20 protein-coding genes and 2 tRNA genes are annotated in these 25,036 nt (G+C 36.1%); 16 read left to right on the top strand and 6 right to left on the bottom strand.

The window, feature by feature from the left end; translation table 11 throughout:
• Nucleotides 1-17: 17 nt before the first annotated feature.
• The 4 genes from BW142_RS08200 to BW142_RS08185 all read right to left on the bottom strand — a co-directional run bounded on the left by BW142_RS08200 (nucleotide 18) and on the right by BW142_RS08185 (nucleotide 4,356).
• Nucleotides 18-1,259, bottom strand: a complete 1,242-nt coding sequence (locus BW142_RS08200) for an amidohydrolase family protein (RefSeq protein WP_076924541.1) — start codon at nucleotides 1,257-1,259, stop codon at nucleotides 18-20.
• A 12-nt stretch (nucleotides 1,260-1,271) separates the two neighbouring features.
• Nucleotides 1,272-2,654, bottom strand: a complete 1,383-nt coding sequence (locus BW142_RS08195; RefSeq protein ID WP_076924540.1) for an amidohydrolase — start codon at nucleotides 2,652-2,654, stop codon at nucleotides 1,272-1,274.
• A 100-nt stretch (nucleotides 2,655-2,754) separates the two neighbouring features.
• Entirely contained in the window at nucleotides 2,755-3,540 is a 786-nt protein-coding gene (locus BW142_RS08190) for a hypothetical protein (protein WP_024599033.1), read from the bottom strand.
• Nucleotides 3,541-3,663: 123 nt separating this feature from the next.
• Nucleotides 3,664-4,356 carry a lipase chaperone gene (locus tag BW142_RS08185; protein ID WP_076924539.1) on the bottom strand — a complete coding sequence of 231 codons (693 nt, stop codon included), beginning with the start codon at nucleotides 4,354-4,356 and terminating at the stop codon, nucleotides 3,664-3,666.
• 127 nt (nucleotides 4,357-4,483) lie between these two features.
• On the opposite strand from BW142_RS08185, the gene BW142_RS08180 reads away from it, so the two are divergent.
• Both BW142_RS08180 and BW142_RS08175 read left to right on the top strand, forming a co-directional pair.
• The gene (locus BW142_RS08180; protein WP_024599031.1) at nucleotides 4,484-5,356 is read left to right on the top strand and encodes a fructosamine kinase family protein; all 873 of its coding nucleotides are present in this window, start codon (nucleotides 4,484-4,486) and stop codon (nucleotides 5,354-5,356) included.
• Nucleotides 5,357-5,459: 103 nt separating this feature from the next.
• Entirely contained in the window at nucleotides 5,460-5,663 is a 204-nt protein-coding gene (locus BW142_RS08175; RefSeq protein WP_002962509.1) for a CPXCG motif-containing cysteine-rich protein, read from the top strand.
• A gap of 1 nt (nucleotide 5,664) precedes the next feature.
• Here the strand turns inward: BW142_RS08175 and BW142_RS08170 are convergent, their stop codons facing one another.
• The gene (locus tag BW142_RS08170; protein WP_076924538.1) at nucleotides 5,665-6,291 is read right to left on the bottom strand and encodes a riboflavin synthase subunit alpha; all 627 of its coding nucleotides are present in this window, start codon (nucleotides 6,289-6,291) and stop codon (nucleotides 5,665-5,667) included.
• 128 nt (nucleotides 6,292-6,419) lie between these two features.
• On the opposite strand from BW142_RS08170, the gene BW142_RS08165 reads away from it, so the two are divergent.
• The 9 genes from BW142_RS08165 to BW142_RS08125 all read left to right on the top strand — a co-directional run bounded on the left by BW142_RS08165 (nucleotide 6,420) and on the right by BW142_RS08125 (nucleotide 18,024).
• Nucleotides 6,420-7,790, top strand: coding sequence for an MATE family efflux transporter (locus BW142_RS08165; protein ID WP_076924537.1), 1,371 nt, complete (start codon nucleotides 6,420-6,422; stop codon nucleotides 7,788-7,790).
• A complete protein-coding gene (locus BW142_RS08160; RefSeq protein ID WP_076924536.1) occupies nucleotides 7,753-8,817 on the top strand; it encodes a DUF3080 family protein in 1,065 nt (354 codons plus the stop codon). Before BW142_RS08165 ends, BW142_RS08160 begins: the two co-directional genes overlap by 38 nt.
• A 113-nt stretch (nucleotides 8,818-8,930) precedes the next feature.
• Nucleotides 8,931-9,007: transfer RNA gene (locus BW142_RS08155), tRNA-Val, on the top strand.
• 26 nt (nucleotides 9,008-9,033) lie between these two features.
• A tRNA-Val gene (locus tag BW142_RS08150) sits at nucleotides 9,034-9,110 on the top strand.
• Nucleotides 9,111-9,747: 637 nt separating this feature from the next.
• Nucleotides 9,748-11,970, top strand: a complete 2,223-nt coding sequence (locus BW142_RS08145) for an EAL domain-containing protein (RefSeq protein WP_076924535.1) — start codon at nucleotides 9,748-9,750, stop codon at nucleotides 11,968-11,970.
• A complete protein-coding gene (locus BW142_RS08140; protein WP_076924534.1) occupies nucleotides 11,957-13,876 on the top strand; it encodes a HAMP domain-containing sensor histidine kinase in 1,920 nt (639 codons plus the stop codon). The genes BW142_RS08145 and BW142_RS08140 overlap by 14 nt, the downstream gene beginning before the upstream one ends.
• 389 nt (nucleotides 13,877-14,265) lie before the next feature.
• On the top strand, nucleotides 14,266-16,461 hold the full coding sequence (locus BW142_RS08135) for an LruC domain-containing protein (protein WP_076924533.1): 2,196 nt from the start codon (nucleotides 14,266-14,268) through the stop codon (nucleotides 16,459-16,461).
• A 2-nt stretch (nucleotides 16,462-16,463) separates the two neighbouring features.
• Nucleotides 16,464-16,919 (top strand): hypothetical protein, encoded by a 456-nt coding sequence (locus BW142_RS08130; RefSeq protein ID WP_076924532.1) that lies wholly within the window; start codon nucleotides 16,464-16,466, stop codon nucleotides 16,917-16,919.
• Between the two features lie 151 nt (nucleotides 16,920-17,070).
• On the top strand, nucleotides 17,071-18,024 hold the full coding sequence (locus BW142_RS08125) for an endonuclease/exonuclease/phosphatase family protein (RefSeq protein WP_076924531.1): 954 nt from the start codon (nucleotides 17,071-17,073) through the stop codon (nucleotides 18,022-18,024).
• Between the two features lie 3 nt (nucleotides 18,025-18,027).
• Here BW142_RS08125 and BW142_RS08120 read toward each other — a convergent pair whose 3' ends face one another.
• Nucleotides 18,028-18,957, bottom strand: a complete 930-nt coding sequence (locus BW142_RS08120) for a glycosyltransferase family 2 protein (protein ID WP_076924530.1) — start codon at nucleotides 18,955-18,957, stop codon at nucleotides 18,028-18,030.
• 208 nt (nucleotides 18,958-19,165) lie between these two features.
• Here BW142_RS08120 and BW142_RS08115 point away from each other — a divergent pair, with 208 nt between their 5' ends.
• Genes BW142_RS08115 through BW142_RS08095 form a run of 5 tightly spaced genes read left to right on the top strand, consistent with a single transcriptional unit; the run spans nucleotide 19,166 to nucleotide 24,918 of the window.
• Complete coding sequence (locus BW142_RS08115; protein WP_076924529.1) at nucleotides 19,166-20,317, top strand: glycosyltransferase; 1,152 nt, start codon at nucleotides 19,166-19,168, stop codon at nucleotides 20,315-20,317.
• Between the two features lie 8 nt (nucleotides 20,318-20,325).
• A complete protein-coding gene (locus BW142_RS08110) occupies nucleotides 20,326-21,738 on the top strand; it encodes an oligosaccharide flippase family protein (protein WP_076924528.1) in 1,413 nt (470 codons plus the stop codon).
• A complete protein-coding gene (locus BW142_RS08105; protein ID WP_076924527.1) occupies nucleotides 21,731-23,086 on the top strand; it encodes an O-antigen ligase family protein in 1,356 nt (451 codons plus the stop codon). The genes BW142_RS08110 and BW142_RS08105 overlap by 8 nt, the downstream gene beginning before the upstream one ends.
• A 1-nt stretch (nucleotide 23,087) precedes the next feature.
• Complete coding sequence (locus tag BW142_RS08100) at nucleotides 23,088-23,795, top strand: acyltransferase (protein WP_076924526.1); 708 nt, start codon at nucleotides 23,088-23,090, stop codon at nucleotides 23,793-23,795.
• Between the two features lie 4 nt (nucleotides 23,796-23,799).
• Complete coding sequence (locus BW142_RS08095; RefSeq protein WP_076924525.1) at nucleotides 23,800-24,918, top strand: glycosyltransferase; 1,119 nt, start codon at nucleotides 23,800-23,802, stop codon at nucleotides 24,916-24,918.
• Nucleotides 24,919-25,036: the final 118 nt, after the last annotated feature.

The raw sequence follows: 25,036 nt of genomic DNA, 5'->3' as shown, positions 1-25,036 counted from the left end.
AAAAATAGTAGGCAATACTATTTTGTATAGGCGCGTGGCATTTTTGAATCAGTTGTATAACGGTCACGCAGTTTATCTTGGCGAGATTGTGTAGATACCTCAACGCCATTTATAAACATTTTGCTCACGTGGCTGCTTAGTTCAAACGGGTCATTACTCCACATTACTACATCAGCGGCTTTACCTACTTCAAGACTACCGGCATTGATACCAAATACATCTGCAACGTTTGATGTAACCGCTTTTAACGCACCTTCTTGGCTCATACCATACGATACAGCATTACCAGCATCAAAACGCAGCTGATAAATATTGTGGCTTGCATCGCCACCTACCGTTAATAATACTTTAACCCCTGCTTTTTCAAGCACACCTGCATTATCTAAACTCGCATGAAGCGAATCAAAACTTGCTGGTAAGCTATCCATTGCACTAACGATCACTGGGATATTTGCTTTAGCAACTCGCTCTTTTACTACAACAGCGTCTTGTGCGCCATTAAGTACCAAGTTAATACCAAATTGCTCTTTTACTTTAATAAGCTCAATAATATCTGCCGCACGAGATACGCCAACCACTAATGGCATTTCGCCACTGAGTACTTTTGCCATTACTTTATCTTCAGTACTTGGCTTGTCGTCATCTTTTTTAGCTTTTTTACCGGCTTTAGTTTTGTGCTCATCAAGCTTATTAATAAGTGTTTGCAAAGTAAAAGCACGAGAACCTTTACTACGCTCACCTAAGTAAACAATTAGAGCTGCTTGTTTTTGCATGTCGCTATCAAAACTACCACTTAAATCAACAACACTCGCTAGGCCCGAAAAGATGCTATCACCACCATGAGGGGTAATTACATCGCGTGTTACACCGCCTTTACGAGCATAAGGAACTAAGCTTGAATGTGCGTTGTAAGCAAGGCTTACGTCAAAATCAATACCTGCTTTTTCTTCGCCTGCATCGCGAGAGCCTGCAACTGCACTTACTTCAACTAAACCAAGTTGATTAATACTTGCAATAAAGCCTGGGGTTACAATTTGGCCCTTTGCATCAATAATTTCATCTACTTTAATTTCAGTTGGGTTAATCGCTGTAATTTTGCCATCTGTCATTACAATGCTTGCCGCTTCTAATACACCTTGATCAGAAGACGTGTGCAATGTTGCATTAATAATTGCTAGCGATTGTGCGCTTACAGCACCAGATGCTAATAATCCTGCAGCAACCAGAGAAAGCGAAAACGAACGTGATAAATTTTTCATTCTGGGTGCTCCTTATTGTTGACCTAACATAAAATCACTTGTTGCTTGATATGCGCTGTCGTTTCTATCGTAAACTTTTGCACCATCAACAAACACTTGTTCAGCTTTAGCATAAACACTAAATGGGCTTTGATTCCAAATAACCACATCGCCCTGCTTACCCGCTTCTAGTGAACCTGTTTTGTCATCAATACCTAACGATTTAGCAGCGTTAGCCGTTATCCATTTAATAGCGTGTTGCTCAGAAATATCAAAACCGTTTTCGTTAGCACGGTACATAACCTTGCCAGCTTCTTGGTTTAAGCGCTGAATAGTAGTATCTGAATCTGAGTGAACAACCGCACACGAGTTTTTAACCGCATCAACAATAGCTACGTTTTCTTGAACCATGTCGTAGGCTTCCATTTTAAAACCCCACCAGTCTGGCCAAAGTGCAGCACACGAACCATTTTGGGCTAGTAGGTCAGCAATTTTATATGCTTCTACACCGTGATGGAATGTGCCCGCGTCGTAATTAAATTCTTTTGACAGGTCAATCATCATTGCCATTTCTTCAGCTTTATAACAATGATTATGGATACGTACTTCGCCCTCAAGCACACCGCGAAGTGTATCGTGTTTAATGTCACGTACTGGTGCTTCTGGGTTTAAACCGGCTTCATAATCTGCATCGTATTTATCCCACGCGCGTTTGTATTCAGCGGCTTCAGCCCACGCCATACGGTAACCAGCCATATTACCCATACGGGTTGAAGGCAATACACCTTGACGACCATAAACACGTTTAGGGTTTTCACCACACGCCATTTTTAAACCGTATGGCGCATCAGGAAACTTCATACCTTGCATAGTATGTGCAGGGACATTTTTAAGCGTAACACCGCGTCCACCAAATAAATTAGCTGATCCTGGTAAAATTTGTAGAGAAGTAATACCGCCTTCACGTGCACGATTAAAGCCTGGATCTTGTGGCCAAACAGAATGCTCAACCCACACTTCTGCAGTGTTAGGGCTTGTCATTTCGTTACCATCTTGATGCGACTCAACCGATGGGCTTGGGTAAGCGCCTAAATGTGAATGTACGTCGATAATACCTGGTGTTACCCATTTGCCTTGTGCATCAATTGTAATATCAGCAGTCGCAGTTAAGTCTTTACCGACTTGTTGTACTTTGCCGCCAACAAGTAATACATCAGCATCATCTAAACGCTCACCAGTACCTGTAAGTACTGTTGCATTTGTAATAAGTGTGCTTGATGTAGAAACGGGCTGATAAGTACTTGGATAAGGATTTTTGTTGATTGTTATTTTATCGTCTTGCGGGCCATTTTCTTGGCAACCCACAAGTGCGGCAGCTAAGCCAACCGCTAATAAAGAAGGTGCAAATTTTTGCATGTTGTTTGGATCTCCTGTTTTTTTGCTACTTTAGCGAAAGCTAAGGAATAAAGCCAAAAAAACAGGTGAAAACGCAGTTAATTAAGATGAATTTCTGTGATTATTTCTTTATATAATTGTTATACAACTTTTCAAGCGCACCTTCGGTTGTAAGCGATGGATCTTTGCTAATAAAGTGCTTAACCGTACGCGTTACAAAATCAGAGTTTTGCTTATGTAGCTTAGAAAAATCTTTAATAAGTGTATTACCGTCTTTAGCTGCAGTTACTTTGTCATGTCGGTGGCGATACTGGCTCAATGCTTTATTAAAATCACCTTGGTAGTCTTCAACCAAGATTTTATAAAAGTCACTTTTTTGTACGTTTAAATCGTTAATGCAATAATTTAGCGCCTCTTTAAAGTCGGTAAATATCATGCCCTCTACATCAAACTCTTTCGTTTTTTCACGCACCGCGACTTTGGCATCTTCTGTGGCATAACTAAAACCCGTAAACGCTAAACGCTCAGCGGCTTCTTTTCCTAATTTCATACCCGCAGCAATACTATGCGCAAACTCATCGCTCATATCGCCAAGTTCGTTTTCTTCCCACATGTTATAAACACGCAGTGGTTTTGCATATTTAGTGGCAAGCTTTTTTTTCATTTTACTAAAGCGCTCATCAATCGTCATCAGCCTTTCGTTATGTAAAAGTGCATGGCACTCATAACAAGCCGCAATAGATATAAAGTCAGCCTCTTCACCTAAATCAACAATGCTTTGTAGCATATGCAGCGGCGGACAATGGTCGCGCTCTGTCGCTTCACAGCCACAATAAAAACACTGATTAAAGTGCTGCTGATCGCACGCGTATGCTTGCTGATAATAACTGGCTAACGTTTTGCTCACCGTTGCTCCTAAAAAACACGACTAAATTATGGGGGCGATAATAACAGCCTGAAAAAATATGTCAGCCGCAAAAAAGCATTTAATTTAATTATTTTACAGATATCACTTAACACAAAACAGCGCTTAAATAAGCGCTGCAATTAAACCAAACAAACCACCAAACACACCACCCCATACTACAAGCCAGCCTAGGTGCTCGCGGATCATGGTTTGAATAATCTCTTTAACCATTTTAGGGGTAAGCTCATCTAGGCGCTCATCTACTAATTTAAGTACCGTTTTATGTAAACTCTCAGCACTATTACCTTGTGAAAGTGTTTGGGTTACTAATGTTTTAAAGTCGTCAGTTTGAGAGATTTCACCAAGCGACAATTGCATTTTTTCAATAAACTTTTCACGCATTGGCTCTATTGCCGCTGTGCCGCCAAACATACCTAACATGCTACCAAACTGAGATTCTTCAATAACGACAAGTAAATTGTCGAATGCAGGGTTTAAATCAACATTACTAATTATTGGCTCAAAATCGATATTAGGCTGCGCTTTATTGAGTAAATTATTAATTTTTTGCTCTGAAAAAAACTCCGTTAATATTAGGTTTCGTATAGCGACTTTAAAGCTTTCAAACTTAAGCGCTATAACGCCTGAGCCATATAAAAACGGGACTTTTTCGAATAACATATGAATAGCTAATAAATTAGTTACCGCGCCAGAAAGTGCAAATAAACCAACAGATAACACAATTGCTTGGTTAAACATAAAACCAACAACAACACATAAACCCGCTAGCAAATTGGTTATTAAACTTTTGTTCATTTTTACTCCATTACAGTCGTTGTAATTATTTATTTAAACCTAGCCGCCAATTTTACAACGATTAGATTGTTAAATTAATCTCTTTTTGCCATAGTTTAAGTATCTGTTTAAAAGGTGAACAATTATTATGTGGAAAACAGTAAATGAGCACATCAGCCAAGCTATTAATTTTGACTTTAAACACACCTATAAACGCCAATTACAAAGTACAAATACCGACAAACTATTTCATATTACCAATGGTACGCATAACTTCTTCGTTAAAATAGCATTAAAAAGCGAACTCGAGCGTTTAGAAAGTGAATTTATTGGCTTAAAGCTTTTGGCGCAAAATAGTAATTTTAAAGTCCCTGAATGTATTACAACCGGTGCAAATATAGAGTTTTCATTTATTGTTTTACAGTGGCTTATTTTAGATAAACAACCCCACAACACGTGGGCAACTATGGGAAGCAGCCTCGCTAAAATGCATCAAAAACACGACCAAGCCATGTTTGGCTTTGATGTAGACAATTACATAGCCACTACCATACAACCCAACCGATGGCACAAAAAATGGGATGTATTTTACGCCGAAGAACGTATAGGGTGGCAATTACAGCTACTCGCTGAAAAAGGCATTAACTTTATTGAACCCGAGCGCTTAATTAATGCCGTTAAAGAACAGCTGCACAGTCATCAAGTTGAGCCATCATTACTGCATGGCGATTTTTGGCGTGGAAATATGGGCTTTTTAAAAGCAGAGCCTACGGTATTTAACCCAGCTTGTTATTATGGTGATCGGGAAATCGATATTGCAATGAGCGAACTATTTGCGCCACTGCCAAAAGACTTTTATAGCGCCTATAACGCGCACTACCCGCTTTCTCAAAATTACGAAAAACGTAAGTTAATATACCAGCTATACCCTATTTTAAATCACGCTAACATCTTTGCCGGTCACTATCTTACTGAAGCTAAACAACATATAGAAAAGCTGGTATTTGAAGGTATAAAATAAGTGTCATAAGCTGCATTTCAGCACTATATTTAATGAGTAAGTAGACGTTCATCTGTAAGCGATTAAGTTGAGCCTAACTTAATTATTTATAACTGGAGTGATTATGAAAGATTTTTTATCACAACGAATAACGTGCCCACACTGCGGACACCATATTCATTTAGACCTAGACGCTAGCAGCGGCGATCAAGACTATATAGAAGATTGCACTGCCTGCTGTAACCCAATTCATTTAAATATGCATATAGACCATGCTAACAATAAATTAGAGCTACACGTAGACAGTGATGACGAACAAATATTTTAACTTAAGCCTGATGGCGTAAGTAGTTTTCTACCGTATTTACAATAGTGTAAGTTTGCTGATCAACTTCAATATTAAACTTGTCACCCACTTGCGCTGCACCAATGTTTGTAATGGCGAGCGTTTCCGGAATTAGGTGTAACCAAAAACCTTGTTCATCAACTTCGCCCACGGTTAAGCTTGCGCCATTTATCGCAACAAACCCTTTATACAACACATACTTTTGCCATTCTTTTGGCAGGCTTAACTGAATTTTACAATTATTCTCAAGCTTCACTAATTGAGAAATTTGTGACGTACAATGAATATGCCCAGACACTATATGCCCACCTAGCTCAGTACCAAACGTAACAGAGCGTTCGTAATTAACTAAACTACCTAGCTCAAGCAGCCCTAAATTAGTTAGCTTTAGAGTTTCGTCAATCACATCAAAATGAACTTGCGCCACCACATCGTGATTACTTAGCTCAACTTGCACAACTGTTAAACAACAGCCATTAATAGCAATGCTTGCGCCTAAATCTAAATGCTTAACGTACTCATCGCTTACCGATACAACTAAGCGTAAAACACCGTCTGTTTGAGTTTTTGAGACCACGGTAGCTTGCGTTTGCACTATTCCTGTAAACATAAAATCACTTTAAATTATTACAAAGTGCTAGTTTAACGTATCAACTCATAAAATCATTCACTACTGTGATTTTTATTTAAACCCCAATAGATTACAATTACGCCCTATTTTATCAACTAGCTGTTTTTATGACCTTTTGCAATTGGGAAGCCAAGCGTTTACTTTCCCTCGCTTTACCTGTTTTTTTAGCGCAAGTTACACTTATTTTAATGTCGGTCGTCGACACAATTATGGCAGGCCAAGTTAGCCCTACTGACTTAGCGGCACTTTCTATTGCAACAGGAATATGGAACCCATTATTACTTGGCCTTCAAGGTATTTTATTAGCGCTTACTGGTATTATTGCGCAGTTTTCGGGCAGTGATGACCGCAAAGGCATTAGCCACTATTTTCAACAAGCGCTTTATTTAACCGCTATTTTGAGCTTTACAGGCTTTGGAATTGCCCATTTAGCGGATGCTATTATTTTTAAGCTCGATACAACGCCTGCTATTGCAAGCCTTGCTATTGACTACATCCACTTTGTGAAATGGGGTGTATTTGGATTTTTAATTTTTACGGTATACAGAAACGTTACCGAAGGCATGGGAATGACCAAGCCCGCGTTTTACATAAGCCTATTAGGTTTAGCTGTTAATATTCCGGTAAATTATATTTTCATAAATGGCTTATTTGGTTTTCCTGCTTATGGCGGCGCGGGCTGTGGTATTGCAACAGCCATTGTTTTATCTGTTATGGCAATAGCACAAGTCACTTACTGCCAAATGAGTAAAAAAGTAGATGCTAAAGGCCTGCTTTCATCATTCGAAAAACCTAATTTCACTACCATTGGTATTATTACTAAGTTAGGTATACCAATTTCACTCGCCACCTTTTTTGAAGTCACTTTATTTGCGTGTATACCGCTATTTATAGCGCATTTAGGTGCAGTAGCTATATCTGGACATCAAATAGCAGCCAGTGTAACTACATTGCTGTTTATGATGCCGCTGAGCCTATCAATCGCTATCAGCATTCGTATAGGTAACTTATACGGCCAAAAGAACATGACTCAATTAAAAGTTGCGGTTTCTACCAGCTATATTTTAGCCATTGCTGTGGCGTTATTTTTAGCGCTTATTACGTTCACCGGTCGTGATTTAATTAGCCAACTGTATACCGACAGCCCCGCTGTTATGGCATTGGCTTCATCAATTATGATTTTAGCGTGTATTTACCAATTACCTGATGCATTGCAAGTTGCAGCAAATGGCATACTTCGTGGGTTAAAATACACCACGCCTATATCGTATATAACGTTTATATCGTATTGGTTAATCGGCTTTTGTTTAGGTTACGTATTGGCAAGAACAGATATAATAGTGCCAGCTATGGGGCCACACGGTTTCTGGGCTGGGATAATAGTGGGACTTAGTGTCGCTGCTATTTTATTAATGCTAACGGTAAAAAAACGTTTAAAATATGAATTTTTTAAAATTGATGCACTCAATCAAAACTAATAAACTCAGCCTTAAAACATTACCAACTGCAATGTTGGTAATGTGTTTTTTAACGCTTACTGGCTGCAGCAAACCACAAAGTAGTATAAACGCTACTTATATTGAACGCTTAAGTAGCACAGTTGATACAAGCACCACAGAGCCTGCGCCACTCAAGCAACTCCCCTTACTGCAGCCTCCCCCAATAGCACAAAGCGACCTAACACTGAGTATTGTTGAGCTTGCAGGCATTAGCCAATGTAAGCTAAACGTGCTTATAAGTGAGCACAATAACCAATTAGGAAAAACCGCCAGCGCTGCTGGGCAATTAAAATATCAAATAAACTTTATTAAAAGTGCGCAGGTTTGCTTAAACAGCCTTGATAAAAATAGTCCTAGTTACACAAAAATACTCGCAGCCAAAAACTACAAACAAATACACCTAATGCACTCTTTTAACGCCATGTTATTTAAAGAGCCAGAGCTTAATAAAACATGGCTGTTAACATCAAACGAGCTAAGTAGCGAACCCGCTGGCTTCAGTGATACCTTGCAGGCGCTCAAACAACTTGTACTTATTAAGCAGCAAATTAACGCTAAAGAATTTAATAAAATTAATAGCGATTCTATTTTTAGTGCACTCGAGCAGCTTAATAAATTTCAATTTAACCAAGCACTCATTCAATCAGTCCGCAAGCAGGTAGTGTTAAATAACAACGCCACACAGTTAGTAAAAACACTAAACTTTAATACGTTGTGTCCTCAAGGTAAAAATAATAAAAATGCAAAAATTATAAGCAACGTATTCCAAAAGTTTTACCTAAAACAAATTCAGCCCTATCAAGCGCAATTAACTGGTTATCTAGAGGCACTACAACCGCTTTATAATGAGCTTTGGTTCAACGAAAGTATCTCAAGTCCACAAATTAATAACTTAGTCAAAACGGGCTCGACAAGTAACTTACTGAACTTACTAAAAAGCTCAGCTAAAAAACATGTGGTTTGGTGGCAAGGTTTTTATAAAACGTGCGAAATAAGCCCAATATGAATAAAAAAACGGCAAATAAACTCAAAAACAACAAACTTGCTTGATTCACCAACCGCCACGCTATATATTAGCCGCCGTTGTTAAGCAATTAACACCTACTTAAATAAAGTAATACGACTGTAGCTCAGTTGGTTAGAGCACTACCTTGACATGGTAGGGGTCGGTGGTTCGAATCCACTCAGTCGTACCAACATTTAAGAATCCTAAAAAAATTGTACGACCGTAGCTCAGCTGGTTAGAGCGCTACCTTGACATGGTAGAGGTCGGTGGTTCGAATCCACTCGGTCGTACCAATTACTCCAAATTTTTCAATATATTAAATAGATTTTCTAATTGTAGTATTTAGATTCTAATATTCTAAATTAAATTTCAGAATTTTTATTATTCTGTACTCATAATTTATAAAATAGCCAAAACCATTTCCCCATAATTCTTATGGAAATTATATTTTTATATATTTGTGCCCAAACTTGTGCCCAAGTGCCCAAAACAATCTTCTACTACCTCAGAATTAGACCCCTACCCTTATCAAGGCACTATTCTTCCATTTAAAATTGAGTGGCTTTAAGCACTATATGCAAATTATAATTTCAGTGTCTATTATCAAATATCAGCTAACTGGTTACTACGGATGATAACTTTAAGGTGTCGTACTGTTTAACTTTTATAAAGATAAACAACTGGATACAAAATGTTCATAAATACCATAATGCTCTTCTTATTAGCAAAGCTAGGTTCATTAGTTTTACATCATATAGATCTGAGCTTTTAGTTTAAAGGTACATAGTTAATACACTTATAAATTAGACTAAACTTGAGCTCTATCCTAATATCTATGTATATGATGTTAAAAGATGAAATTAATATTTACTTCAAGGGTGCTATGCACATCATTAACTCTTTAGGCTTATTAAAATATGGTGGTATGGGATGTCTGACAATAATGAGCTCTTTGTATTTAATGAAGAAGAACAAAAAGTAGATAATCTAAATAAAAAAATTATCAAGATTTTAACTGTTGAAGACGATATTAACTATCAAAACGCGTTAACTAATAGCTTAAAAGAAATAAAAATAGATAATGGGTATGAAATAGAAATTCATACTGCAAACTCTGTGCCTCAAGCAGCGCTAGTTCTAAGCTTACATGCTGATATCGCATTAACATTTATTGATGTTGTGATGGAAGAAGATGACTCTGGGCTGCGGCTGATAAGCACTATAAGAGAAGTAATAGGTAATTCAGAAATGCGCATTGTTTTACTTACAGGGCAACCCGGCTTTGCACCAGAGCAACATATAATGAAATCTCTAGACATCGACGAATACTGGAACAAATCTGATGTTTCAGTAGGGAAATTACAGTCTATAGTTAAAAGTAATCTAAGAACTTGGCAGTACATATCTCAAATTTCATCAGCACGAAAAGGTCTTCAATTAGTTCTAGATGCATCTAGAAGTATTAATAGTAAACACGATATCCGCTCCTTTTCTAAAGCTGTTTTAGAAGAAATCAGTAATATATTAAATATAACTGATGGTGGTGGAATTATGTGCTCCAGTGGTGAAATAAACAAAGAAGCGCTAATATCGACTGCTAATGGTTGCTTTGACGGTTTTGAAGGAAAATTAATTGAACAGGAAATATTAAGTGCTGATATTTATGATGATTTTGAGCTTGCAACAGCTGAAAAACGTCATGTTTTCTCAAAGCATCATACTGTCTTCTACTTCCAGACTACAGAACTAGATAAAAAAAGCTATTTAACGATTGTAAAATCTGATAATGCCATTTGCGAGCAAAATGAGTACTTACTCAAAGTATTTAGCGAAAATGTTAACACTGGCTTTGCTAATATGGCTTTACTTAATAAACTAACGGAATTGGCTTATACAGATATTTCATTAAACTTACATAATCGAAATTGGCTAACCCGCGAAATTAGAAATATGAATTTGCATGAGCAGTATCAAACGAAATTAATAGTATTTGAAGTTGAACAATTTGAAGAAAAAGCATTTACTTTTGGTCATGACTTTTGCCAAAAATTATTAAAAGAAGTTTATAACAACATTAAGGGTGCCTTTGCGCATACTACTCCACGGATAGCCATTATCAATAAGAGTAGCTTTGGCTTAATTGTTAGTACCGATAGCAATATGCCTCAAGAGATTATTACTGGGCTTAATAGGCAAATGTGTGAAGTAGAAATGGTGAGACAGTACGCTGATATACGTATACTAGAATTAGCATTAAGCTCAGTTTTGAATTTCTCACCTGAAAAAATAATTAGTCTAGCAGAGTCAAGCTTAAGTGATAGCAATACTATTTCTTTAAAATATATAGAACATAATCATTTAAAAACTCAGGAGCTTACAAAGCGATATAGTTTGATGGCTAAGTTAAGAAAAGCGATTGGTTCAGGCTCTTTACAAGTTGCTTTACAACCTAAAATGGACTTAAGAAATTTTACCCCTATTGGTTTTGAAGCACTTGCAAGGTGGCAATTAAAAGACGGAAGTTTCGTCAGTCCAGAAATATTTATAGAATTAGCTGAGACGGCAGGTTTAATAAGTGAATTAGACAGCGCCATATTTGATAAAATATTAGTTATAATACAACAACTGAAAGGCGAAGGTGTTAATCTACCAATTGCTTTTAATGCATCTGCATATGATTTAGCCAACCCAAAGTATTTTGAGTATATCTCTAAAAAGTTACGTGAAATAAATTTAGACCCATCTATGTTAGAGCTTGAAATAACAGAAACTCAAGCTATTAGTAACTATGAACTAATTAGAGAGTCATTAGAAAGATTTATGGCTCTAGGTATAAAAGTCGGTATTGATGATTTTGGAACCGGATATTCATCTATTTCTCATATTACTAAAATTCCTGCAAATGTCCTAAAAATAGATCGTTGTTTTATTGGTGATATTGAGGATAATCCTGATAATCAATATATCCTTGAAATGATTGTAAAGCTTGCTAAACGTTTTGATTTTTCGATTATTATAGAAGGTATTGAAACGGTGGAACAGTGTAATTGGGCTAGGAAGTTGGGCTGTAATGTCGCTCAAGGTTATTTTTTTTCAAAGCCTTTATTTATTAATGAATTAATTTTATGGCTAAAGCAGTATGAACAACCATGATATTAATTACGTAAATAATTCCCCTTTGGTAAGTAAAAAAAATATACTGATGAAGGTATTTTTTGTTATTTTTATTGCGGTATTGATTTGTTATTTAGTCTACATGCAAATACTACAATCGAAGCTCATGGTTATGCAGGGCTATCAAGATGAAAAATTAGCATTAGTCAATACTGAGTTTGCTAGAGAGTTAAGTAGTATAAAAAAGCTTACAAAAATTTTAGCTAATAATAACAATTTAAAAAGAGGCTCTTCATCAAGGTTTGAGTATAGAGATCCCCAATCTCTGAAAAAGATTAATAAGTACTTTTTAGATTTTGGTCTTATGTCCCCCAATATATCTCAAATACGTTGGATTGATATAGTTGGGAATGAACGCTTTAGAGTTAACTTTAAAGATGGTCAAGCTCAAGTTGTTAAGCCTGAAAATTTGCAAAATAAAATGTCGCGTTATTATTTCAGGCAAGGTATTGCTATAAATTCACCAGATTCTTTTCTATCTAAAATAGATTTGAATATGGAGTATGGAGCTATTACGACCCCGATAGAGCCAACGATAAGGGTAACCCACAGAACGAGTGAAAACGACTATATTGTGGATGGGTTAATAGTAATAAACTTTAATCTAACTGAATTTTTTAAAAAGATAAGAGATATATCATCCAAAGATAATCAAATAAACATTATTAATAGCAGTAGCCATTGGTTGTTTAACAACGATCCTTCAAAAGAATGGGGCATTATATTGAAAAAGCCTCACTATAATCTTAAAAATATGAATCCAAAATTGTGGCAGATTCTAACATCCCAAAGTGACCATACGATAAGGTATTTAGACACCGATATGTACACAATAGGAAAGCTGCCTGTTCTCTACTCAAAAAAGCATAAAGAAGCATTAAACGAAACTATTTATGTATATATTAAAAGCGGGGAGCAAGCTATAGCAAGGGTAAGCTTATCTGCATTCTTGTATGCATCGGTCTGTGCATTTGGGTTTATTATTATTTCAACTTTTTTCTTATATAGGGAACACCGATCTAATAATACTATAAACAATTTATTTGATGCTTTAAAGACTGAGAAAATAGAACTAAAGCACGTCAATAAGACACTTTCAAAAACCATTAAACAACAACAGTTGCTACAAAAGAATCTTATTGAAGCACAAAGGCTTTCTTCGTTAGGCTTACTTGTTGCCGGTGTTGCGCACGAAATGAATACTCCAATAGGTGGAGCTATCATTTCTGTGTCAAATGCAGAGTCAGTTATTAAGCGGTTATCTGAGTCAATAAAAATAGGCTTAACCAAATCTCAGCTTGAGAATGATACATATAGCATTAAAGATAATTTAGAGCTAGCTAAGGTCAATTTAGATAAGGCTGCAGTAATTGTAAAAAGCTTTAAGAAGATGGCTATTGATAGAAATAATGAAGACTTTATTGATTGTGACCTCAAGGACGTAATTAACGATTTATTAATTGCATTTCACTCACGACTAAAAAATTCAAAAATAAATGTAAAGACTCAATTCATTGGAAATATTAATATAAAAACCCGACCTGGTATCATATCGCAAGTTATTGAAAATCTCGTAATGAACGCATTTAATCACGCCTTTATAAAAAACCAAAAAGGAGAAATAGAGATAAAAGCTATAAATGTAGATAAAAAAATTAAAATAATAATTTCAGACACTGGTATTGGTATAAATAAAGAAAAGCAAATTTCAATATTTGAGCCGTTTTACACCACGGCTCGTGGCGAGGGTAACACAGGTCTTGGATTGTTCATGGTGATGCAATGGGTAACACAAATACTTAACGCCAAACTAGAGCTAGACTCTAACCCTGAAAGCACCGAAAAATTTAAAACACGGTTTACAATTACTTTTCCAACTGATTGAGTTTAAATTATCTTTCTTGATTCATTTTTCTCTTAATAAACGTTTAGGTTCATATTTTTCCACCACCAAAAAATAACTTGTAATAATTTTTCCCCCAAACTTATCTAAAACATTAAAATAAAATCAAAGGATTTAGCCGTAATTTTATTATAATACTATTTAGATTTAAGTCTTCTTTTAACCGTTTCTTTCGACTAATAAAGTTTTTTAGTCAACCACTATCAATCAACACTCCTTTCTTATCGCTTTAAGCTTTGCAATTTGCAATATATCGATTGCAAATTGCACTATTCAAACTGAAGTTAAAATAAAAGTCATATAAATCAAATGATTAAATTATGGAATGAAGCATGCAACCGTATCACTACTTAACCAATGAGGGTAACATGATGAAACTCATCCAACTAGCTAAAGTCTGCATAGCTTTAATTCCATGCACAGCTTTTGGACAAGCATTTGATGAATGTCCGAGCCAAGCCTTTCTAATGCAAAATTCTAACGCACAACTTTACGGTATCGATCTAGTGTCAGCTAAACCAACTGTACTTGCTTCAAGCCTTACATTTGAAGATGAAGCAAATGGTGAGAGCGTAAATGCCGTCGGGTTTAACTATAAAGACCAGTACATGTATGGGTTCAGCCGTCAATCACCTAAAAGTGTTGTACAAATTGGTAGCGATTATGAAATGAAACGCCTTACAGTAGAAGGTTTGCCAGATACAAACTTTTACGTTGGTGATATTCAGGTTACAGGCGAGGATGGTAATCAAAGTGCAACTTACTATGTTTATACACCTAGTTTTGGCTTGTATTCAGTTAATCTTGATGGCGATTTAAATGAAACAATTACTGCCAAACTTGCTAATGGCAGTAACAGTTGGAAGCTAGGTATTTTCGATTTTGCTTTTCACCCGACTAGCAACCTATTGTATGCTGTTGAAAGCAACGGTGACTTACATGAAGTTAATGTAACTACCAACACCACAAAGTTTATTACTCAATTAGATATTGGAGATGACTCTGGTGCATTTGGTGCAGCCTACTTTGATATTAATGGTCAGTTTTATTTTAGTAATAATAGCAGCGGTAAAATTCATAAAGTTGATTTAAGTGTAAGCCCAGTTGTAGGGTATACCCCAGTAGCAAATGTATTTACCTCTGGCCCAAAATCTAGCCAAAACGATGGGGCCCGTTGTGCTATAGCAGAAGTTAAAGTTACGGATAGCTCAATTGATTTTGGAGATGCACCAAGCCCATATAATACAAGTTTAGAAAAAAGTGGCGCACGTCACTTATTTGCTCCTGACAACACCAATGCCAATTTAATTTATTTAGGTGCAACAGTTGATGGTGAAAATATTAATTTCGAAACTGACTTAGAAGACTCCCCAATTGATAGTTCAGATGATGGCGTAAGCTTTGTTACTGCAATTTCCGCAGGGCAAGATTCACAAATAATTGTTAATGCATCGGCTGAAGGTTATTTATACGCATGGTTCGATTGGGATCAAAACGGTGCGTTTACCGAAGATGAGCGCACAGTTACTAAGCTACAACTAAATGCTGGTGATAACAGTATTGTCATTTCAGTGCCAGAGAATACTAAATCAGGTGAAACCTGGGCTCGCTTCAGAGTTACAGATGGTTCAGAAGCATCACTAATTACAGCCACGGGTGGCGTGCTAGGTGGAGAAGTAGAAGATTATCAAATAACAACATATGCAAGCGCAGTATACCCGGGGGAAAGTGACTGGGTAACACTTGCCTTTGAAGATAAATGGCCTTATGCCGGCGATTATGACTTTAACGATGTTGTACTAAATTACAGAACTACCCAACTAATAGAAGGTGGCGCTATTATTGGATACAAAATAGACGGCCAACTCGTTGGAATAGGCGCAACTTATCATAACGGGTTTGCAGTAAGGCTTCAGGAAACGCTAAATAGTGGTGAAACTAAGTCAATTTTACGCAGTGAAGTCGATGAGCAAAAAATTTCATTAGTAATTGATGGTCAAGTACAAAGCGGTGACTTTTTAGAAGCCGACAGAAATGACGCTATTTTAATCTTTATGCAAGATACTTGGGATTATGTTTCAACCGACTCTGGATGCAGTTATTTCAGAACAGAAAGCGGATGCAACAAAAATAGCCTCGTACCATTTAGCATGACAATTCCTCTTAATACGGCTAAATCGGTATCAACATCACCAGGTACGCTGCTAGACCCATTTATTTTTGCTTCTGAGGGTTTTTATCACGGCGATTTTTTAATTGACCAAGAAGCACGAGGCTGGGAGGTGCATATTAAGAATCAAGTACCTACAGAGGCTTTCAATTCTAGCTTTTTAGCATTAGATGGTTCTGATGACAAAAGCGAGAGCGGAGATGGCCTATATTTTTTAACTGAAAATGGTCTGCCTTGGGCCCTTGAAATTGGTATGCAGTGGCAACACCCGCTTGAAGGAATAGATATCACCCAAGCTTATGAAAGCTTTGCCGAATTTGCTGAATCATCAGGTAAACAAAGCTCACAATGGTTTAATAAATTCAACGCAAATAGCGTTGTTGAAAAAGGGGAATAATTATGAACAAGACAATATTAATCATAGCTTTATCAATGTATTTGGCTGCCTGTGGTGGTGGCGATAGCGAAACAACCACACCAACAGTAGCTGATAACCCAACAAGTGATCCTGTCACATCAGAAGAACCTGCTGGTATGGCCAGCTTAGAGGTTGCAGAAGGCTTTGATCTCTCTACTAAATTTGATTTAGATGTAGATGTAAATTTGGGTCTTGGTGATGTCCGTGCTTATTTAAATATATGTCAGAAAAAAACCGACTCCCTTAGGGCTGACTACAATAATTGCTTATTTAGGTCGCCATTATCTCAAAGTGCTATAAATACTGCGCTTACTATGAGCCGACAAGATATCGAATTAGTTGCAGAAATTTGGTTTTATGACAACAGCACACAACCTTTATCTTTTACTTGGGTATTCGACGATACTAAAGAGCAACAGCTTTTTGAAATGAGATAATGATTGCAAAACCTTAATTCATTTTCCCCCTTGTAAGGAATATAGTTTTTATATTCCTTTTTTCTTTCGTTATAACGGTCCTAGTACATAATAAAGATAATATTATTTAGACTGCATTATTTTATACTCAATAAAAATCTACGGAGCTAAAATGCAAAAAATACATGCGCATAAGGCTAAGCATATTATTGGTTATTGCTTGTTTATAATTTCGCTTGTTTTATTAATTCTTGCTTTCAATCCAATACAAAATTATGCAGCAGATTTAATTCGTTCTTTTCGTTTTCAGCTACTAGCTATCTGTTTATTATTAGGTATAACGTTACTGTTATTACGCGCACTAAAGCTTTCACTAATCATATTGATAATGAGCGGTCTATGTTTACACCCTTGGTACTCAAACTCTAATATTGCAACTGATAGAAAAACAAATTATAGCACTCAAATAAATATCAAACAGATAAACTTAAGCTATTCGAATCAACATGTTGAGAATCAATTTAAAGATATTATAACGCAGCAATGGGATATTTTAATTCTTCAAGAGTTTAATGACCGTAACCGAAACTTACTTCAGCCTTTTTTGAAACGTGCACATTTATTTGGGTATAAAGAAGTTGAAGGAAGCCCATATGGCATAGTCGTTGTTTCACGGTTGCCTATCTTGCTAAAGCAGCAGGTAAGAATTGATGGAGACAGGCTAGGCTATATAAAGCTGCAATTTTTAATTGCAGAGAAAATTATTACGGGGTTTATTGCTCACCCGCCGTCACCACGAACTGAACAAAAATGGCAGAATAGAAATTTAATATTAAATAATCTCAAAAATGTAGTAAATAAAACGCCTTCACCTTGGTTCATATCGGGGGATTTAAATACCGTTCCATGGTCGCATTTTTACTATTGGCAAAGTCATAATAGCTGCTATAACACGTTACCTGGGTATGTAACTTATTCGCCCTTAGGTTTTATACGTTCTACTTTTACAAGCTTTGCTATTGACCATTGTATTGTTGACGCCAGCTCAGAAATAGATAATGTCCAAGTAAGTGACTTTAAAGGTAGTGATCATCAGTTATTGAGTTTTACGATTAACATTAAATAAGCATCATTTCTGTATTAAAAAAGTAAGAGTATTTTTTATATCGTGTAATAAGCTTCTCAAATTTCGTTTATGAGGAAACATCACAAATGCAGTAAGCGCAATAGGTAGAGCTTTAAACTTTTTCCCTAACTCACGATAATATTCAGCATAGCACTCGAGGATCCTCGCTTGTGCTTTAAATCGTGTATTTATATTTACATCTTTTTTAAAACGGGACACTATTTCTTTCATAGCATTAAGGCGGTTCGTTCTGTTCGCAGTAATAGAATCTGAACGCATTAAATAGTCCATTGAAATTTTTGTTGAGAAACCAACATTTCCGATTCGGGCTAGTTTTAACCAACAATCCCAATCACTTGCACTTTTTAATGAACTATCAAAACGATTTACATAGTTTATAGCAGTCCGCTTAACCATTACTGATGAAGTTCCTATAACATTAGCGAATAATAAAAAGCCCAAAGGCGCTTCGAGGTTTTGAAAGCCTATAACCCCTGTGTCTATTTTTTCTGAGAACTCAGGCCAATAAGAGTAACAATCTACAATGGGATTGTAATTTTCGTCAACATGCATATAGTTTGTAAAGCTTAGAACACAGTCTTTTTTTGTTTGCATGTATTGAAGCTGCTCATGTAGTTTATCATCGCTCCAGTAATCATCTGCATCTAAAAATGCAATATAATCCCCAATAGCAGCTTTTATCGCTTCATTTCTAACGTTAGCGACACCTGAGTTACTTTGCTGGATAATTCGTAACTGTCCAAATGTCGCTTGTGCATCTTCTAACCACTCTACACTTCCATCGGTTGAGCCGTCATCAATCACAATTATCTCCAATTGCACCTTTGTTTGTTTAACGACACTCGTAATAGCTTTTGCTAGATATGCCTTACAGTTATAGTTGGGTATTATAACACTTATCTCAATGCTCATAGCTAACTCCCTACACGTTTAAAATTAAGTAACTTTGTATACGCAATTTAAGAGCCAGTTTTTTTTATGGCTTTTAGCGAGGTTTTTAACCATTCATTTGCATTATGCAATTTATCGTCGCAATTTGAATTTTTATGAACTGATATTAGCTTTATTTTATAGGCATAAATCTTGCTAAGTTAGTAAAAGATTCATACGGAGACTTTAAATGAAACATATTGGGATTGTTGTACCTACTTTTCATATTCAATCAGAAACCTTTGTTGTAACTGAAATAAATGCTTTAGTTAAAGCTGGACATAAAGTAAGCGTAGTTACTTTCGACAACCTTAATGATTGCCCAAATCTAGATAATAGTGTTGAAATTATTATTATCAATAAATCAATATCTGCAGCACTAAGATATGCTCTAAAAAAGCCTTTTACTACTATCAAAGGAGGGTTTTTAGCAAATAAATTTTCTGTCATCTCCATTGTTTCATTATTAGGTTATGGGTTAAATATTGCTGAGGTGATTAATCTCCATAAGATTGAACACTTACATTGCCATTTTATGCACGCCCCTCTTGCCTATGCAATAGTAGCAAGTCGACTGGCACAGATTAGTATTTCATCAATTGGTCACGGTCATGATGTATACGTCAATGATTCAGATTTGAAGCTAAAGGTTTCTTTATGTAATTTTTCGGTTGCCGTTTGCGAAGATATGGAATATTTCCTAAAAAAATACAAAGTCGGACAAATAAAGCTTCTTCACTGTGGTGTTGATTTAAGTTTATTTAATTCTAGCCCTACCCGCTTAAATGAAGCTGTGAAACTATTATTTATTGGTCGTTTAGTTGAGAAAAAAGGGTTGCACTTCCTTCTTCCTGCTTTGAAGAAAATAAGTAAAACATACCCAATTTCATTAGATATTGTGGGTGATGGTCCAATGTTAAACGACCTCAAATATTTATGTGAAGAGCTTAACATAGAAAAATATGTAAGATTTTTAGGTCACAGAGCCCCTCTTTGGCTTGCTAAAAATACAAGTAAATATTCTGCACTTATAGCTCCATTTTGTATCTCAAAGAACGGTGACAAAGATACTGGCCCACTAGTACTTAAAGAAGCAATGGCAAGTGGTATACCTGTGCTTACAACTGAATTAATGGGTACGAAAGAAATAGTAAACAACAAAGTAGGTTTTAAATGTGAACCTTCGAGTATAAGCGGCCTAGAAAATATGTTAATTGATTTCTGTAAGTTAAACCCTTACGAACGCTACGAGAAAGGTTCAAATGCCAAGCATTGGGTTGCCAGTAATTTTAATGCGAATTCGCAAGCTAAAAAACTATCTGGTTGGATCCAAAGTATCTAGGAAACGATATGAACGCAATGAAGCAAGTATTATATTTTGGATTCTCTACACTAGCCCTTAAAGGGCTCGGGTTTGCTTTATTACCTATATCTACTCGTCTATTAACACAAAGCCAATTTGGTGAATTAAATTTTTTGGTTTCTATCTCAGCTGTCCTGTCTCTATTACTTTGTTTAGGCCTTCCTGAGTTAATATTTAAACAACAATCAGCTAACCCAAAGCAAAAACTTGCACTCTTTAGGGATTCAATCTTACTCAGTATTCTCATTAATGGTTTATTTTTGATTACTACTCTGATGTTTACTGAGCCTTTGCTATCTTTATTACCTGTTGCTTTAAATCCTATTGATATTAAATTTTTAGCAATTAATTTAGTTTTATCTTCAGCTTTAACCATTCTTTTTTGTTATTTAAGATATTACGAAATGGCAAAACATTTCTTATGGCTAGCCCTTTTACAAGGAATTAGCCAAACAACGATAACAATTACTTTTTTGTATTTAGGGTATGGCGTTACTGGAGTTATGGCTTCTGGAATCTTAGCCAGTTTACTTACACTAGTGGTAACAACGTCAATTGTCCTTAAAAATATAACAATTAGCTTTAACGTAATAAAATGGACAATTAGCTACAAAGATACCCTGTTTTTATGCAGTATTATTATGTCCTCATTATTTGTTTATACCAATAATGGCGCAGAAAACTGGTTCATCGTCGAAAGTGTAGGCAAAGAAAAACTAGCTCAGTATTATGTAGCATTACAGTTTGCTATTATGACCTCATTTACATTTGAACCTATCAGAATGTGGTGGTTTTCAAGGCGCTTTAAAGAGCTTTCTGCCTGCCCTAAAAACTACGTGTATTTATGTGAATTGAGTTTAGATATCGGCATATTACTCTGCACAATTATGCTTGTACTTACTCCCTTTGTTTTTACCCTTGTTCTGCCTAGTAACTATCTATTAAATAGCTGGTTACTACCCTCTCTTATTTGCATTGTGGTGCTAAGACATCACAGTGACTTACTAAATATTGGATGTTACATACATCGTAATGGGTTTTATGTGAGTGCAGTCAATGGAATAAGCGCTTTAACTGCACTAATCTTATTGGTAATACTGGTACCCTTAAAAGGCATACTGGGCGCTGTTATTGCACTGTTTATTGCACAATTAATTAAAACTTTATTGTTTTTTTTCATCAGCCAAAAGCTTGAAAAGCTTCCATATAGTATTAAACGCTTAATACCATCTTGGGTTGGTTTTAGCACAATTTACTTACTGAGTATTAGCCAACTTGAACACTTATTATTGTGGCAAGTAGCCTTTTTTACAATTTATACAGCTGCACTATTTAAAAAGTACAAATCACCTATCCGAACAGCCCTAAACACATTGTTCGAAAGGTCTGCCCATGATTAACTGGTATAAGCAGCATTACCTTATTATTAATGGCCTCTTATTAACTACTACCATTTTGGCTTTATATGTCATGTTTGGGCCCATCGCAGCATTTGCCTTATTACTACTCCCTTTTGCCGGTTATTTAGCCGTTCGAGTTAGCACTGCTTTTGTTATTTTGTTCATTTTATTTAGTTACTTTAGGCTACATGAAGCATTTGTATTTTTGATGCCCTTGAAGATTCCAAAATTACTTGCACTTGCGAGTATTTTTGGCATTTTTTGGCATTTATTTATTTCTAAAAAGCTAAGGCCACATTGGAACCAAACACATTTAGTGTTTGTAATATGGTTTGTGTGGCTAACGGTCTGTGTATTTGCAGCAACTAACCGTGGCATGGCTATCGAATACTGGTCTGGTGTGCTCGTTAAAGTGTTTATAATGGTATTTGCTATTAGTTGGTGGCTTACTCGTTTCTCACACTTTAGCTATGTTCGAATTGGAATAATGATCTCAGGTATAAGCATAGCGCTTGTCGCACTTAGTAACAAAATGAATGGCATAGGCCTAGTTGAAGGATCTAGAGTCACTATTTCTCGCGATATTCGCTCTCAGCTTGGCGATCCTAATGACCTATCATTAGTACTTATGTTTCCTGTGTCTTTTTTAGCCGCAGAGTTATTTGACAGTAACACGCATAAATTTCGCCGAGCCTTTGCTGCATTTGGCTTAATTTTGGCTATATCAGGAGTTATTGCAACACAAAGTCGTGGTGGGCTATTAGGCATTGCAGCTATTTTAAGTTTCTTCTTATATCAAAAGGTCAAGAATCCTCTGGTAGTTGGCATTTGTGGTGCAGTAGCCATGATGGCTATGATGGTCTTTGCAGGCATTTCAGACAGACAAAGTGGTGGAGCAGAAGAAAGTGGAGTTGATGAATCCGCAATGGGCCGTATTTATGCATGGCATGCAGCTATAAATATGGGGGTTGCTAACCCATTAACAGGCGTAGGTATTAATAATTTTTTTGTTAACTATTATTTTTATAGTCCTCATTGGGATGGCAAGAATCATGCAGTACACAGTACCTGGTTTCAAGTTTTAGGTGAAACAGGATTTGTAGGTTTATTTATTTTTTTATTATTTATTGCCAGTATCTATCGTAGTTTATCCCGAATATATTCGATAAATAAGGTTAACTACAATAAAGATGTGATCATAAATGCTAATGCTCTAAAAGCGGGATTAATTGGTTTTATGGTATCTGGCACGTTTTTAACACAAGCCTTTACATGGCCTTTATATATAATTTTAGCACTGACTATCGCACTCGAAAAATTGGCAGTAGATAGTAGTAAGGAGAAATAAAATGCTGATGAAATTTAAACGGTGGCTAAAAACCAGTGAAAGCCCCTTAGCAGCAAATATATTTCAATTTGCAAAAAATATTCGCAATCCGCAAATGATCGTTATTCCATATGTGCACAGCACACTATTTAGTTTGCACCATTTAGTTAAGTTTATAATTAGTGAATTAGGACGAATTTTATATTATACACCGTTATTCAAAAGCCAAATTAAAGGGACTAAGAAAGGCTTATATTTATACTCGGGTATGCCACAAATTCTGGGGAATCTTAATATAGAATGTGCTGATAATGTGCGAATGTCAGGCATTAGTACATTTTGCGGCCGCGTAAGCACTCATCGTGAAGCAACCCTTACTATAGGAAGTAATGTTGATATTGGTTGGCAAAATGCATTTTCTGTAGGGGATAAAATAATACTAGAAGATGATGTACGTCTTGCAGGGCGTATATTCTTAGCTGGATTTCCTGGACACCCAATTGATTGCAAGCGACGCGCAAAAGGCGACCTCGATGATGATAGTCAAATTGGAGATATTATTATTAAACGTGGTGCTTGGATTGGTACCGGTTCTACTATTTTAGGTGGTGTAACAATTGGTGAAGGCGCTATTATTGGCGCAGGCAGTGTTGTAACTAAGAATATTCCGCCCTTTACTATTGCAGCAGGAAACCCTGCAAAAGTAGTAAAAAAAATAAAGGAAGACTAATAATATGAAGTTTATTGTTTTTGCAGAGGATTGGGGAAGCCACCCAAGTAGCACACAGCACTTATTCAAAGAGCTCGCAAAAAATAACCATATTTTATGGATAAACTCTATAGGTATGCGCAAACCTACATTTAGACTTAACGACCTAAAGCGTGTATTTAATAAGGTGATGCAAATATTTAATCGCTCTAACAGTGAAGCTAAAAATAAACTTCCTAACAATATGCAGGTATTTAAACTGCCTATTCTCCCTTGGCACGATAATGCCTTAGTTAGGGCATTTAACAAACGTGTATTTGCTAAATATCTCAAAGATACAAACATACAAGAACCAATAACTTATTGGCTAAGCGTACCAGTAGCTGAATATTTAATTACCCTTAAAAGTGCCGATAAGTTAATTTATTATTGTGGTGATGACTTTAGCGCCCTAGCTGGTGTTGATGCAAAAATGGTGGCGCCTTTTGAGCAATCACTAATTAAAAAAGCCCACCTTATTTACGTTATAAGTCAGTTATTAAAAAATAAAATGCCTGCTCACAAAACTAAAATGCTTACGCACGGTGTGAACTTTGATTTATTTTCCTCAAATGTCGCTAAAGCACCTGAAATCAGTACGATAAATGAGCCCATCATTGGCTTTTATGGAAGTATAAATGCGTGGTTAGATATTGCTTTACTAACGGCATTAGCCGCTTCTCGCCCGCAATATAAAATAGTTTTAATTGGCGATTTAACCATCCCTATTCCCCAGTTATTACAATTTAAAAATGTAATACACATACCTGCAGTTAATCACAATAGGCTTGTGGAGTTTTCTTCTCATTGGGATGTTTCAATTTTACCTTTTGTTAACAACCAACAAATCAGAGCCTGTGACCCTCTTAAGTTAAAAGAATATTTAGCCGTTGGAAAACCAATTGTTGCAACTAGGTTTCCCGCTGTAGAAAGGTTTCAACCACAAATTTTTATAGCTAAAACGCAAGATGAGTTTATTGCCCACATTGATAAAGCAATTAACCTAGATGAGCCAACATTAAGCGCACTTAAAACTTCTCAAAGCGATCTTGCTAAACAGCATAGTTGGTCCTCTAAGGCATTATCGGTAGAAAAAACTTTCTGAGCTAAATTTTTAATATTGGCTCAACTTCTGCAACTAACTTATTAGAATTGGTTATTTGCAGATTTAATTTTTATTTTGCAAATAATCTTGGATCTCGCGTAGCAATATGCAAATGCAC

The sequence above is a fragment of the Pseudoalteromonas sp. EB27 genome (assembly GCF_001974875.1).
Classification (GTDB): Bacteria; Pseudomonadota; Gammaproteobacteria; order Enterobacterales; family Alteromonadaceae; genus Pseudoalteromonas.
Note: the sequence above shows the minus strand (reverse complement) of the source record. Positions and strands in the feature narration are given on the sequence as shown.